Below are 14383 nucleotides of genomic sequence, written 5' to 3' on the forward strand. Positions count from 1 at the left end.
CAGCGTAAATAAGCTCTATTTTAACTGAAATCTTGCAGCATTTATCGTAGGGTGCGTCAGTCTGGAATTTCTTTGGGGAGTCAGAGACTGTTTACTGACGCACCTTACCGACTAATTATCGGCGCGTCAACTTAACATCAAATGCAGTACCGATATTGCTTGTAAATCCGACAGTCCGACAGGGAATGAATTCCCTGTCTCATAGCAAAAGTCCTCTAAAAGAGGACTGAAATAGATCGTATTTTTCCTCAAAATCTACAGTCGGTTTTTAACCGACTTTCGCTATGAGGCAGGGGTTTAAACCCCTGCCGGATTGCGGGAAAGTGCGTATCTGCTGACGCTACATTTCACAAATTTGCATTCTTTCTCCCCACCTTCTGCACAGGAATAGCCACCGCCTGCGGTTTCTTATTCCCTGCAAACATCCCGAAGAAATCGTGCAGCAAAATGTAAAAACACGGAATAATAAACAGCGTCAGCAGCGTCGCCAGCGACAAACCGGAAAACACCACCACACCCAAAGGTTGCAAGAATTCCGAACCGTCTCCAATGCCCAAAGCTAGGGGGAATAAACCCAAAACTGTGGTAATAGTTGTCATCAAAATCGGACGCAAACGCTGAGGTGCTGCCCTGAGAATTGCTGTCGTGCGATCGACCTTTTCATCTTCCTGAATTTGGTTCGCCAACTCCACCATAATAATCGCATTATTTACCACAATTCCCACCAGCAAAATCGCCCCCACAATCACCGTTGCGCCGATCGCAGTTTTAGTCGCATACAGCCCGAAAATCCCCCCAGCCAAAGCCAGCGGCACCGTTAACATAATCACCAGCGGATCGACAAGCGAATTGTACTGCACCGCCATCACCACAAATACCAAAAACGCCGCCAAAGATCCCAAAACAATCAGCGAACTTTGCAATTCCCGGTTAGTTTCCGCCGCCGAACTAGGTATCACTCGCACTCCCGGCGGCAATTTGATTTCCGACAAAACTGCATCCACTTGTTTTAAAGCATCGCCCAAACTCGCGCCCTTATTAATATTCCCAGCAATCATGAAAACTTGGCGCTGGTTAAGCCTTTGAATTTCCCCAGGCGCTTTTCCCAGTTCAATATTCGCCACATCGCTCAAGCGGATAATGCTGTTATCCCTAGCAGTTAAAGGGATAAATTTTAGTGCGGAAATCGATTGAACAGCAGCGCGATCGAACTGTACCCGCACATCAACCAAACGGTTTCCCCGCTGCAATTGTGTGGGAACAGAACCTTGAATTGCTGTCTGAATCACCTCTCCAATTTGCCTCGCATTCAACCCGTAGATTTCCGCTTGTTCCCAGTTGGGGCGAATCTGCACTTCCGTCTGCTGCGGATCGGCATCCGGGCGAAAAGTAGCTAAGTTTACCTTCTGCTCCAAAGTTGCCAATATCTCGCGGCCGGCTTGCTGCAATATTTGTTCGTTTTCGCCCTGAAGCAGGACATCAACTTCAGCGCCGCGCACTGGCGAATTAGTTAAAATCAAACCCCGCACATTTTCTGGATTCAGGCGCAAACGAGTATTTTTGGGCAAATCAATTTTTTTATTCAATTCTTGCGTAACTCGCTGCACAAAATCCAATGTATTGGTGCCAGGTTTCAGCGTAATGTTGCAGCCGCCGCGCAGCACATTCTCAACCGTGTTGTTGCCGAACAACAGCCCGCCCACCGTCGTCAAAGTGTATTGAGTTTCTGGTTGGCTGAGGATAATTTTATCAGCTTCGGCCATAATTCTTTGGTTGGTTGCCAAATTTGTGCCTGCAGGAAACAAAGCAAACAATCTCGCTTGACCGGTGTTAATTCTCGGCAATATTTCCTGGGGGATTTGACCGGCCATCAGCCAACTGCCGCCGCCCAATCCAATAATCGCTACTGCAATGATAATCAACCGCCACCGCACTATGCCCGATAAAAATTTACCGTAACCGGCGGTAGCATTGGTAAAAGCTCGATCGAATGCGAGCAGCGGCCAAAAGTTGCTCAAACCGCTGGATACCCGCAGCGCTAGCAGTCGAGAAGCCATCATCGGTACAACTGTCAATCCGACAATCAGAGAGGCGGCGACGGAAAAGCTGATGGTGAGGATTAATTCGTTGAACAGTAAGGAAACTAAGCCGCCGATGAGCAAAAATGGCAGTACGGCAACTAAGTTAGTGATGGTGGAAGCAAATAAAGCTGATTCTAATTCTTTGCTGCTTTTTTCTGCTTGCTGCATCAACTGCTTGTTACTTAAGCGCTGCTTGCCGTTTCCACTGTTTTTATTGCTGGTTCCTTCGACAATATTCTCCAGCATCACGATCGAGTTATCGACCACAATTCCCACACCCAGCGCCAAACCGCCCAAACTGAAAACGTTCAGAGATAGGCCAAAAACTCCCATCAGGATAATCGCCATTAAAGTTGCGAGGGGAATTGCCAGGACAATAATCAAAGTTTGGCGAAGGGAAGCGAGGAACAGCAAAACAGATGCCCCGGCTAAAACAGCCCCGGTTAAACCCGAAAATAGGACATTGCTAATAGAATCGCGGATGAACTTAGACTCGTCGAAGGTATTGACGATAGTCGTGCCTTCGGGAATTGCCCCGGATTCTTTTAATTCTTCTAGCCGCTTTTTGATGCCGTCTACAACTGAAATTGTATTCGCGTCCGGCTGCTTTTGAATGCTAATTTTTACGGCTGATTTCTGATTGAGAAATACTTTAACTCGTTCTTCTTCTGTACCGTCAATTACCTGAGCAAAATCGCGCAAAAACACTCGTTTTGGCGGATTGGAACCCGATGCTTGAAAAGAAATTTCCTGAATTTCTTTCGCATTCTGAAAGCGCCCGACGGTGCGGGTTAAAGGTTCTGCTGCTTCTTGCCGCAGCCGCCCGCCAGAAGTGTCGAGGTTGCGGGCTTCGAGGGCTGATAAAACGTCGGAAATACTGACCCCTAAAGATTGCAAGCGATTTAAGTCAATATTTACTTGAATTTCTTCTTGCACGCCACCGGCAACGTCAATTGCTGCTATTCCAGGAATTACGTTTAGTTCCCTGGATAATTCTTCGTCGGCAAATACGCGCAAATCAACTCCTTGCAAGGAGTTGGAAGTGAGGGCAAATTCGTAAATCGGCTGCTGGGAAGGGTCAACTTTGGATAGAGTGGGCGATTCAACTGTATCGGGAAGTCGGTTGCGGATGCGGTTGACAGCGGCGGTGGCGTCGTTGAGGGCCTGGTCGATGTTGCCCCCCGGTTTGAAGAATAAATCGACGCTGACTTGTCCTTCGCGAGTGCGGGAGAAAACTTGCATGACGCCTTCAGTGGCGGAAAGTCCTTGTTCGAGGGGGCGGGTAACTTCGTCTATTGCTACTTCTGGGGAGACGCCGGGGGCGTCTAGGCGCACGCCGATGCGGGGATATGTGATGGATGGTAGCAAGTCAACGGGCAGTTGGGTGATGTAAAAAAAGCCCACGATTATAATAGCAAGTGTCAGCATGAGGGTGCCGATATGGCGGCGAATGGCGGTCGCGCTAATGCTGAATCCGGGTTTGTCGGGGGTCATTTGATTTTAGATTTTAGATTTTAGATTAAAGAATTGAAAAATTTACCCAGTCAGTCAGCCTGCAAAGGAATGTATCGCGGAGCTGGCGACCAAATTGTTTTCGGTCAGGCTTTATTTTGTATAGGGAGCGATCGAATATTTACGATCCGCACCTGACAAGTAGTATAATAAATTTTAATAAATTGTCAAAAATGTTTTTTATAATATTCCTTTAGAGGTAGTCGATCGCGCAAATGTGTTTATACTCAGCACAATCGCCAACCGTACTTTTAAAATAGCCCTAATTCCGGTAAAATATCGGCTTACGGCTTAGGCTTGTAACAGTAGCTAGAACGCCTAAATCTCTGTAAAGCTTACTGAGGGAGTAAGAATCATGCTAAATGGAGACTGCTATGGGCAATCGCCGGCTCAAAGAAATTTGTGAGGATATTTGGATATTTGTATTAAGAATTAGAGTTAAATGTTTGTATTTTTGGGTGCGAAATCAAGGTAACATTTTACTTTTTTTTGTTAATCTTTTATTAGCCATTCTCAGATTGAGTGCTTGGGCTGCCCTAGTTTGGGGTTTAATGTTAATTCTGGGTCATTTCTGCGAAGTTGACATACACATTAACCGATCGCGCATTACTCTCCACTATCAGTGTCCTGAACCAGTCATAAAGCCCGATCCTCCCGTTGCTTATATACTCAGCAGGGTTTCACGTTTCTGACCTTGCTGAGTATACACCACCATTTTTACCCTCAAACCGCTCCTAATGACTGATCGCTAATGACTGCTGACTTCTTTCACTGTACTTGAGATCCGTGGGCGCGCGGGTCGGAACTACTTGTTTTCACAGGCCCTGTGGGGGGAGTAAAATTAGAAACTTGACCGGCCGCTTGGACGTTTGGCAGAGGTTTTCCTGCAATTAAAGCTTCTAAGTTAGCTTCCATAATACTGCGCGGCATTTCGCCCATCGTTTCAGCAACGGCGCTGCCTTTATCGTTCAAATAAACAAAGTGCGGAATGCCGTCTACCCGATATTTTGAAACTTCTGGCAGCCATTTGTCATTGTCCACATTCAGCATCACAAAATTTAGCGGTTCGGCGTATTTCTGTTTGATTTCGCTCAGATCGTTAGCCATTGCCTGACAGCTACCGCACCAATTAGCATAAAATTCCATGAGTGTCGGTTTGCCGTTTACCAAAGCTGTTTCTAATGGCGTCGAAGCTTTTGCCATTTCGGTGAGACTGCTTGACGGCGTTTGAGTTCGCACTCCGAAAAAAATAGATACCGAAAGGGCGATCGCTGCTAACACGATCAATAAGTTTCTCAGGCGCGCGGCGACTTTTGTTTCGGAATTTTTCGGTGCGGGGGCAACAGTTGAGTTTGGCGAATTCTGGGTCATAAAATAAATTGCGGTTTTATTTCTATGTTTTTATTTTAAATAATAGATTCAGATTATACCACATTTTGAGATAATCAGACCTATCTCATAAAAATTTTTGCTGAGGTCAGTAATTAGACCGAGTGCGCTAAAACATAAGATAACAAAGATTGTTTGTAAATTATCGAGGACTTGCACGGTGAAAAAACGGGTAACACTGACGTTTCCCCAACGATCGATCCAAATGCCTGTCACCTATCGGCTGGCAAAGGATTTTAATGTTGCAGCCAACATTATCCGCGCTCAGGTGGCTCCGAATCAAGTGGGCAAACTGGTGCTAGAGTTATCAGGGGACATCGACCAACTAGAAGCGGCGATCGACTGGATGCGATCGCAAAATATCGGCGTTTCCCTAGCCAGCAGGGAAATACTCATAGACGAAGATATCTGTGTTCACTGCGGCTTGTGTACGGGGGTTTGCCCGACCGAAGCCTTGACCCTTGACCCAGAAAGCTTTAAACTAACCTTTGCTCGATCGCGGTGTATCGTGTGCGAGCAGTGCATCCCTACTTGTCCAGTGCAAGCTATTTCTACTAACCTCTAGGCCGCCTACAAACTCATCGGGGTCATCTAAAGGCATTCGTCAGTCGATTTGAGATTTGAGATTTGAGATTTGAGATTTGAGATTGACTCCACAGATCTGTTAAGATGAAAAAAAACTCTTGGCTTTCCCTAACTCTACTTTTTGTTACTTATTTCATCTTTGGCTGGAAATTATCTGAGTTTGATGTTCCCCCGCACATTGTTTGGTTTTTAGCCGTAGCTTCTATTTTACTGTTAGCTGTCGCCTTGTCGTTCCCGCTGAAAGACATAAAAGCCTTAATGATGCGGTGGTTTTCGAGTGATGCGGGTGCTTTTATTTCTATTATTTTAGGAGCTTTTGTGGCTGTGGTAGTAGTTGCGTGGATGCACCTTTTTGCTACTTGTTTAGTCTTGATTTCAGCCGCAGCTTTGGCAAGACTCGATATTCAACTATCTGGTTGGAAAACTTGGCGGGCTTTTGCGGTATTAGCTACCATTTCTTTAACAGGTGTGGCGTTGGGCGGAGCGATCGAATTTTTGTTAAAAACAGGCAGGCTCGTATTATATTAATTGGGAACAGGAAATTCACCCAACCAAATTATACAACTCGCAACGGATCTTTAGCCGAAAACTATCCGAATCTTCTGTTCTCGTTTCATGGAAGATTGTGCCATACACAGAAAAATCAGGCTTATGCCTGATTTTTCCGGGTCAAATATATCTGTTGCTCAAAATATTATTCCCAAGTGTCCGCAAGTCCGGCAGCCAAAAACTCGATCGCAATAAAAAAGCAGCTTTCGGGAGCTGCTCGTCAGAATGCATGAGGTATTGTTTTTAGAATAGGACAGCTTAAATTCGATCGGTGCTGGGTTACATTTTTTGATACGGAAGAGTTGATGAGTGAATGGACGATCGTAAAATCGTCACATAGGAGGCTAGCATTGATGCTAAATTTCCCGACAATCAAGTTAGCGTTTAACTGTCCTTGCGCCCTACAGCCCTTCAGCGGTGGGGCCATTTTATTTTTAGAGAGAACTCAATAGCCGACTTTAACGCATCAGACAAGTCTGCCATTAGTTTTTGCACAAAATCTCCGCACCGCCAACTCCTTACACTTAATAAAACTTACGCGGCGCATCTATTGAAACCCGGTTGATTCCTAAACATTGGGCAGTTAAACGGACACGCTCAAGCAGGAATCAGTATTTTTACGGAATTTATAACATTTTAGATTTGAGATTTGAGATTGAAGAATTGGGAATGACTGATGAAATGAGGGTTTGGAGGTTGCCTACAGTTGCATTGTTTTTGCGAACTGGTATATCAAATCCGGTAGCATCGGAATTATGAGCGCGCTCACGTCGTCTCGCGGCTACAGATCGCGAGCGAGACACTCGCACTACTATCATCCAAAAATATTATTCCGATGCAACCGGAAATGATATCAAAAGTTGTCCGAAACCTGTGAGTTTCCCAGCAGCCAGGTTTGTTAGTGTATCAATTGATATCCTGTGCAGTTTTTGATTTGATAACTTTTTGGATTTCCTCGATCGCCCGACGCGCCACTTCTTCAGGCCTTTCGCCTCCACGAATGCAAACTCGGACATCTGCTTGAGTGTAGAAACGCTCTCGCTCGTTCAAAAGGCTTTGCAGCTTAGATTTGAGCTCGCCCTCCCGCAGTAGGGGTCGAGCGGTGTCCGAACCCAGTCGATCGTACAGTCGATCTACAGGCACATCCAGCCAAACCACTATACCGTAGTGCAAGTAACCCCAATTCATCGATCGGGCAACAATACCGCCGCCCGTAGCCACCACCGAATTTTTATAAGCACACAATTCGCCGAGGACTTTAGTTTCTAGTTCCCGAAATGCCTCTTCCCCTTCTCGATCGAAAATCTCAGCAATTGACTGATTAGCAACTCGAACAATCAGTTCATCAGTATCAAAAAAACGGTATTTTAATTCCCTTGCCAAAATTCGCCCCACCGTTGTTTTTCCCGCACCCATCATCCCGACGAGATAGATATTCACTCCCCTCAACCAATCCACTGCCAAATCCTCCCATATTTTTCTATTTTTTCAGGTTAATCGGTTCACTGGGGCGATCGTCCTCATCAAATACATCATCTTCATCCAATCCCCAATCATCCTCTGCCTCTACACTAGGATTTTTCGGTGCTTCATCAGCGGGTTTAGGTATCGCATCTTGCGGGGGAACCAGCACCCGATACTCTGCATCGTATACAGACTCAGTTTGCCCCACCCCAGACTGGTTTGGATCTCGATAGCCGTAAGAGTATACCGAGCCAGCCCAAGACTTGCTTTTCGGTTCCTGTTTAGCTTCGTAATCCCTCGGATTTGCCCCTGCAACGTCATTTACCGGAGGTTCGGCGGGAAAATCGCGATCGTCCCCCCAATCATCATCGCCACCTTGAGAGACGGATTTTGAGCCATCAGAAACCCAATCGTCCTCATCGTCTGCCGCTGCATAAGTCCCCGCTTGAGCGTAATCCTTCGCCCCAGAAGGGTTCGGAGTTTCTTGCTGGAAAGTCCGGGAACTGTAACCCGCCGGTGTGCCGTACTCAGTTCGATAGGAAGCAGCAGCCTGAGTTTGGCTATTTTCCCTATTCACATCCGGGTCAATTTCCTGTTTTCTAGGAGGGGGAGGCGGCGTGTAAGGCGTTCTCCTGTCCTCTGCGAAAGTATCGGGACGGCTGCGACTGGATCGGCCGGTGCGCTCTCGTGTTTGAGATAAGTAATTGGAAAAAGCGACCAAACCAGAAATCAATAAAGATGTGAGAGCTCCCACCGCCATGCTGAGCAAAATCCAGATAGATAAAGCCAAAGCAGGCGATCGAACTCCCAAAAATACCAGCGATAATGCCGGCTCCACATTTTGCAGGGCAAAAATAGTCAGCCCTACCACAATTATTAGCAAAAATACAGCACGCATATTAAAAATATTGGGAATTTAGAATTGGAAATTGGGAATTTAGAATTGGGAATTGGGAATTAGGAATTGATAATTGGGAATTGATAATTGATATCATTTCCGGTTGCATCGGAAGAATAATTTGGATGATGTCAGCGCTCACGTCGTCCCGCTCGCGATTTGGGTAGCGAGCGGGACGCTCGCACTACATAATTCCGATGCCAACGGATTTGATATGAAACTAACAAATAACGACTACCAACCGTCAAATGTCAACTGTCAACCGTCAACCGTCAACTGTCAACTGACTTCTTCCTTCCAGCGTTTGAGAGGAACGCAATCAATCCCCAACTGGTCTAAAGCGCGAGCCACCACAAAGTCTACTAAATCTTCAATAGTTTGGGGATTGTGATACCAAGCGGGAATCGCTGGCACAATTCTAGCTCCAGCTTCTGCCAACGCAGTCAAATTCCGCAGGTGAATCAAGCTAAAAGGCGTTTCCCTGGGTACCAGTACCAATTTTCGCCCTTCCTTGAGCTGAACATCGGCCGCTCTTTCGAGCAAATCCGAACTCAAGCCAGCCGCCAATTTGCCCAGCGTACTCATGCTGCACGGAATAACAATCATTCCTTGGGTGCGAAACGAGCCACTAGCAATATTAGCACCAACATCTTGCCAGGGATGGCACCGGAGTTTGCCCATTGTGGCTACTCCTGCTTGTTCCCGCCAGAATTCCTCTTGAAGCGCCGGTTCTGCGGGCATTCGGATGTTCTGTTCGCTTTGCCAAACCATGTAGGTAGATTTGGAAGCCACCAGTTCAATAGCTCGATCGGCCTCCAAGAGAAACTTCAGAGTTCGCACCGCGTAAATCAGTCCCGATGCTCCAGTCACTCCTAAGATTAGGGGGTAGTTATTGGTCATTAGTTATTTGTTAGTTGACTGTTGTCTGTTGACTGTTGTTAGTTGTTAGTCATTAATTATTTTTTAATGATTGCTGAGTATAGTTTGCAGACCACTTCTCAATACTTAGTTGCTAGACAATGACAACTAAGTATTGAGAAAAGCCAACAGTCAACAGTCAACAGTCAACTGTGAACTGTCAACAGTCAACAGTCAACAGTCAACTGTGAACTGTCAACTGTCAACAGATTATTCATCATCATCAAAAGCTTGGCTGCCGCCACCAACTGCAACTAAATCAATTTGCTGGCGGTAGTAGTCAACGCTCTTGACTTGAACTTCTACCCGATCGCCCAAACGGTACTGATTGCGGTTTTTGCGGCCCACCAGAGTTTGCTGGCGCGATCGATACTCGTACCAGTCATCCTTCAGCGAAGAAACGTGCACCAATCCTTCAACTCGCAGAATGTCGCTCTCAGGCGGCCGCACCTCAATTTCCACAAAGAAACCGTAAGATTGTACACCTGTAATCAAACCCTGGAAGGTTTGCCCGGTGCGCTCTTTCATCAATCCAGTTTTCTTCAATCCCTGCAAATCGCTTTCTGCATCTTCAGCAACCCTTTCGCGTTCCGTCAGGTGTACTACTACTGATGCAAACTCCGTCTCAAATTCGTGGTGTAAGTCTGGGGGGAGGACGTTCCAAGTAATTTGGCCGTGACAGGAGGAATGGTGCAGGTTGACTTTTTCCTTAGCCCGAGTTGTGCGGCTGCTGCGGCCCTGCTCGAACACTGCTTGCAACAATCGCAGCACCAGCAAATCGGCGTAACGGGAAAGCGGCGAAGTGCAGCGGGTGTAACCCTCTGGCAGCGCCAAACCGAAGTGCGGCTTGGGAGTTGTGCTGTAAACAGCGGGCTTCATGGTGTCTTCGAGCAGGTAGGTAAGAACTCTTTCGGACTTCAGACCGGCAAACTGCTGGGTAAATCGCTGAAAGTCAAAGGGCAGAACTTCTTCTTCGGTTTCGAGATAAAGTTCGCCTCCGAGGTTGTTGGAGAGTTTGATGAACTCTTGAATGTCTGCCGGGTCTGGCATCGGCTGGACGCGGTAGATTGCTGGGACTCCCAAGGCTTGCAGGTGGGTGGCGACAGCTTGGTTGGCGAGTACCACCAACTCGGAGACAGCCGACTGGGCGGCGGGAGCTGTTGCAAAAGCTCCTAATTCGCCTTCGTCGTCGAAGTGAGAGTTAGCGTCTGGCAAATTTAGTTCAAAAGCTCCTCGCTTGAGCCTCGCCTGTCTGGCAGCCTGTGAGGCGGCTAATATTTGATCGAGGAAAGGACGGAGTGCGGAGGACAAAGGGTGAACTTCGGCATCGGAGCCTGGTTCGAGAATTGCTTGAGCTTGCGGATAGCTGAGCTGATAGTCGATTTGAATGACGCTGGTTTGAATTTCGTATTCCAGCAGTTCTCCTGATTCGTCTAGGGTTAGCAGTATGCTAAATGCCAGCCGTTCGGTATCTAGCAGCAGGGAGCAGCGCTCGTTCAGGAGTTCTGGCAGTACGGCGATGATTTTTTCTCCCAGATGGGTAGCGGTTCCTCGCTTGCGGGCTTCGCGGTCGATCGGGGTTTCTGGCTGCACGTACTCGGCGGCGTCGGTGATGTGGATTCCTACTTGCCAGCCGCCGGACTTCAGGGTTTCGATCGACAAAGCGCGTTCCAATGGCGGATCGGAGAGGAATGAGGTCGGGTCGAACTCGTTTTCGCCGACCTCGGAGAAATTTTCCTCTTGGGCTTGAGGAGCATCGTTTTCGCTGTTGGTCGTTCCGGGTTCGTTTTTGCTGAAGGTAACTGTCAGGATGTTACGCAAATCTAGGCGTTTTTTGAGGTCGGTTTTTTTGACTTTGCTGGGCAAATTTTCGGCTGCTTTGATGACGGCGGCCGGGAAGGAGCGCGGCAAGTCGTGCTTGCAGCATACGATGTCGAGGTCGTCAGCGGCTTCGGCGTCGGAGCCGAGTACCTGTACTACTTTGCCGACTGGGCGGTGGGTGCCGAGGGGGTAGCGTTTGACTTCGACGTGTACTAGGTGGTCGATCGCCTCTTGGAGGTTGGTGCCGTTTGCGAGCAAGTCTAGTTCAAACAGCAGGCGATCGTCCAGGGGAATTGCTCTGTAGCTGACGCGGCCGGTGGGGGTGGCGGTTTGCTTGACTCGCGCGAGTACCGAAGGGTTGGCGCGTTCGAGGATGAGCATGACTTCGCCTTCGGGCGATCGGCGGCGGCTGCCTTCTTTGATGATTTTGACTAAGACTCGATCGCCGTTCCAAGCTGTCGAGAGGTGACTTTCCCGCACGTAAACGTCTTCTGAGCCTTCGGCGTCTTGAATTGCAAAGCAAAATCCTTTGCTCGAACAGCGCAGTTTTGCTTCTACTACGTCCTCTTCAGCTACTCGGCGGTAGCGGCCTTTGTCTTTGACTAATATGCCAATTTTCTCTAGAGCTTCTAATGCGATTTGAAGTTTGAGTTGACTGGTGGCGTCGTTGCAATCGAGTTTTTTCTCCAATGCTTTGGGAGCCACTAATTTGTCTTCTGTAAAATTTGCCAGCAGTGCAGCGATAGAAAATTCCATGTAGCGATCGATCCTCTTGTTTCCAGCAATTAGTCTAATTTTGGCGAAATCAGCCGCAGCCTCTGGGACCCTCGCAGTGCCTGCTTCCCAACAAATGCGCGGGTTAGTAGGTGGAGACGCGAGCACAGTCGGTGCTACCCGTGCGCAGGGATTTTTTCAAATTTTTCCCCGACACCGGCGACTTTGCTAATTGTCTGCTGTCTGTCTGCAACTGACAGATGACGGTGCCGACAAATTCCCCGCACCCTATTCCCCAATACAATTTTTTAGCGTTGGTTCCTTTGCTTTTCGCTTTCAGCGCCGAGCTCTTCGCGAATTAGAAAGCCCCTGTCGGTGCTTAAAAGATGGCTCAATGCTGAAAGCGACCGGTTGAGTCGGGGATGAGGAGATGGCTCGATGCAGAGGGAGAAAATTTGCATTTGGGCCTCCTGCCTGTTTCCTTCTGCCTTTTTCCTGCTTTCTTCTTCCTTTTGAAGTGCCTCTTGCCTTTTGCTAAAGCCAAAGAATTTACCGGCTCAAGGCAAAATTGCTAGTAGCTCGCCGCTGCGATGCCCCTGTTTTTGCACGCGATCTGCCCTTGCGGACAGAGGTGCAACGAGCGGGTCGGGAGCAATCTGTGCTGTAGAAAGTGCAAGGTACACAAAACCGGAGACTTTTACTACTTTTGCCTAGTTGCTGTGTCATCTCCTATAGGTAGAAATGACGCCCGGTGCTGGTTAGCTTAAACGGCCGGATGTGGGATAGGGTTGAGTGGCGTGAAAGGTTGCGCGGATGATTCACCTTTGATTTATTGTACGTTGAATACGTGCTTTCAGAAAATTGTTTTCTCTGGGCTGCTTTTGAGCCAAGCGTGACGAACGGTAATTTTTTGAATTTTCGCGCTCTCTGGCACGATCGAGCTCTCTCGGTCGCTTTCTGTTAAGCTGTCGGGCATTTAAATTGTATTTTTGGGCGGGCTACAAGAACCCACCCCACAAGAATTTCATCAAACTTGACTCTCTGATTGAGATGCGCCTGGGCTTACGCGATGCCCTACAGTTTTCCACAAATGTTGAAGAATCAAGCAACTATTGCGCGATCGTGTACTAAACTTAAGTCATAAGCCCCTTCTGGTTTCGGGGTCAAAAAACTATGTTTGCTGAATTTCGTGCCCTTTATCCCGCTGGACAGTTAATCTGTGAGTTGCTGACTATTCATCACGGTAAGTTTGTGGTTCGCTGTCTGGTTCAGGTTGACGGCAAAACTCTCGCTACTGGTATGTCGGCTGCTGAGTCTGTTGAGGAGGCTGAAGACCGCGCCCGGTTGCGCTCGCTCGCTGTCCTGGCATTTGCTGCGCCGCAGGAGGCGATCGAGCCTGTTGCGGTTCCGGCTCCGGTTGCTGCTGTTGCGGTTCCGGCTCCGGTTGCTGCTGTTGCGGTTCCGGTTCCGGTTGCTGCTGTTGCGGTTCCGGCTCCGGTTGCTGCTGTTGCGGTTCCGGTTCCGCCGACGAGTGCTGCTCTTCCTGTTTTAGAAATGCCTGTTACCGATAAATTTGCTATACCATATCAAAGCAATTTTGTCAATACTGAAGCGAAATTAAATTCCGAGGCGATCGCACCTGTACCGGAACCGCTGCCGCCAACGGTCGATCGGGCTGCGACTGGTTTTGGATCGAAGGAGTTAGACTCGGACGCTTGGCTTTCTTCAAGCTACGGCGAACCGATCGCGGAACTGGATGTGCCGACTGCTAGCCAAAGTGAACTGCAGGAGGGTGCTGCCTCCGTCAGGGAATTGCAACCGATCGCGGTGGGAATTCCGAGCGATGCGATCGAGGATGATTCTGATACGATCGCCCAAATAGACGCCATCCTCAAACGCCTGCAATGGAAGAAAAAACAGGAAAGCGACTGTCTCGAACACAATTACGGCAAGTCGTCGCAGAGAGAGCTTTCTAGCGAACAGTTAGTAGATTTTCTAGAATATCTGGAAATCTACAGCAGAACCACTGAGGAAATCAAGCGGTTGGGCTGGACTCCCAACCAAGGAAAAGATTATCTCAAACAAGCTTACGGTCAAGAAGCGCGGCATTTCTTAAAGCAAGAACAATTGCTCGACTTCCTGCAGTATCTCGAATCTTTACCCTAGTAATTATGTAGGGTTCGCACGGCGCACCGCGCTTACAAAAACCGGGTTTCTAGGTGTTATGTTTTTGTAGAGGGATCTACATATAGCAGTTTTCAATTCTATGAAATACAGCTTTAGACAGGGCACTGCCGTGGCCTGCGCCCGATATCTGTACTTCACTCAACTGAAAACTGCTATATAGCAATCCTAAATGATTTGAAAAATAGTACGCGAGCAAGATGCTCGCACTACAAGGATTCTGATCTCGATCGATTTTGCGACTGATTTAGGACTGCTATATGACAGT

The 14383-nt window shown here is 48.0% G+C and carries 11 protein-coding genes; 4 read left to right on the top strand and 7 right to left on the bottom strand.

Features of this window, described 5'->3' with window-relative positions:
* Positions 1 to 347: 347 nt before the first annotated feature.
* Positions 348 to 3575 carry an efflux RND transporter permease subunit gene (locus tag QUA02_RS02245; RefSeq protein ID WP_333024985.1) on the bottom strand — a complete coding sequence of 1076 codons (3228 nt, stop codon included), beginning with the start codon at positions 3573 to 3575 and terminating at the stop codon, positions 348 to 350.
* Positions 3576 to 3967: 392 nt separating this feature from the next.
* Here QUA02_RS02245 and QUA02_RS02250 point away from each other — a divergent pair, with 392 nt between their 5' ends.
* Entirely contained in the window at positions 3968 to 4285 is a 318-nt protein-coding gene (locus QUA02_RS02250; RefSeq protein ID WP_333024987.1) for a hypothetical protein, read from the top strand.
* A gap of 76 nt (positions 4286 to 4361) precedes the next feature.
* On the opposite strand, the gene QUA02_RS02255 is transcribed toward QUA02_RS02250, so the two are convergent.
* Positions 4362 to 4964 carry a thioredoxin family protein gene (locus QUA02_RS02255; RefSeq protein WP_333024988.1) on the bottom strand — a complete coding sequence of 201 codons (603 nt, stop codon included), beginning with the start codon at positions 4962 to 4964 and terminating at the stop codon, positions 4362 to 4364.
* A 178-nt stretch (positions 4965 to 5142) separates the two neighbouring features.
* Between QUA02_RS02255 and QUA02_RS02260 the strand changes: the two genes are divergently transcribed.
* Positions 5143 to 5547, top strand: a complete 405-nt coding sequence (locus tag QUA02_RS02260) for an NIL domain-containing protein (protein WP_293126164.1) — start codon at positions 5143 to 5145, stop codon at positions 5545 to 5547.
* Positions 5548 to 5651: 104 nt separating this feature from the next.
* The gene (locus tag QUA02_RS02265) at positions 5652 to 6095 is read left to right on the top strand and encodes a hypothetical protein (RefSeq protein WP_333024989.1); all 444 of its coding nucleotides are present in this window, start codon (positions 5652 to 5654) and stop codon (positions 6093 to 6095) included.
* Between the two features lie 927 nt (positions 6096 to 7022).
* Here QUA02_RS02265 and QUA02_RS02270 read toward each other — a convergent pair.
* From QUA02_RS02270 to QUA02_RS02290, 5 genes are all read right to left on the bottom strand, one after another.
* Complete coding sequence (locus QUA02_RS02270) at positions 7023 to 7574, bottom strand: shikimate kinase (RefSeq protein WP_333024990.1); 552 nt, start codon at positions 7572 to 7574, stop codon at positions 7023 to 7025.
* Between the two features lie 22 nt (positions 7575 to 7596).
* A complete protein-coding gene (locus QUA02_RS02275; protein WP_333024992.1) occupies positions 7597 to 8478 on the bottom strand; it encodes a LapA family protein in 882 nt (293 codons plus the stop codon).
* Positions 8479 to 8757: 279 nt separating this feature from the next.
* Complete coding sequence (locus QUA02_RS02280; RefSeq protein WP_333024993.1) at positions 8758 to 9378, bottom strand: flavin prenyltransferase UbiX; 621 nt, start codon at positions 9376 to 9378, stop codon at positions 8758 to 8760.
* A gap of 228 nt (positions 9379 to 9606) precedes the next feature.
* Positions 9607 to 11973: a ribonuclease R family protein gene (locus tag QUA02_RS02285; RefSeq protein WP_333024995.1), complete on the bottom strand. Its 2367-nt coding sequence runs from the start codon at positions 11971 to 11973 to the stop codon at positions 9607 to 9609.
* Between the two features lie 811 nt (positions 11974 to 12784).
* Positions 12785 to 12907: a hypothetical protein gene (locus QUA02_RS02290; protein WP_333024997.1), complete on the bottom strand. Its 123-nt coding sequence runs from the start codon at positions 12905 to 12907 to the stop codon at positions 12785 to 12787.
* A gap of 197 nt (positions 12908 to 13104) precedes the next feature.
* Here QUA02_RS02290 and QUA02_RS02295 point away from each other — a divergent pair, with 197 nt between their 5' ends.
* Entirely contained in the window at positions 13105 to 14097 is a 993-nt protein-coding gene (locus QUA02_RS02295; RefSeq protein WP_333024998.1) for a slr1353 family protein, read from the top strand.
* Positions 14098 to 14383: the final 286 nt, after the last annotated feature.

Source organism: Microcoleus pseudofavosus SVA1_A4 (assembly GCF_036700565.1).
GTDB lineage: Bacteria > Cyanobacteriota > Cyanobacteriia > Cyanobacteriales > Microcoleaceae > Microcoleus.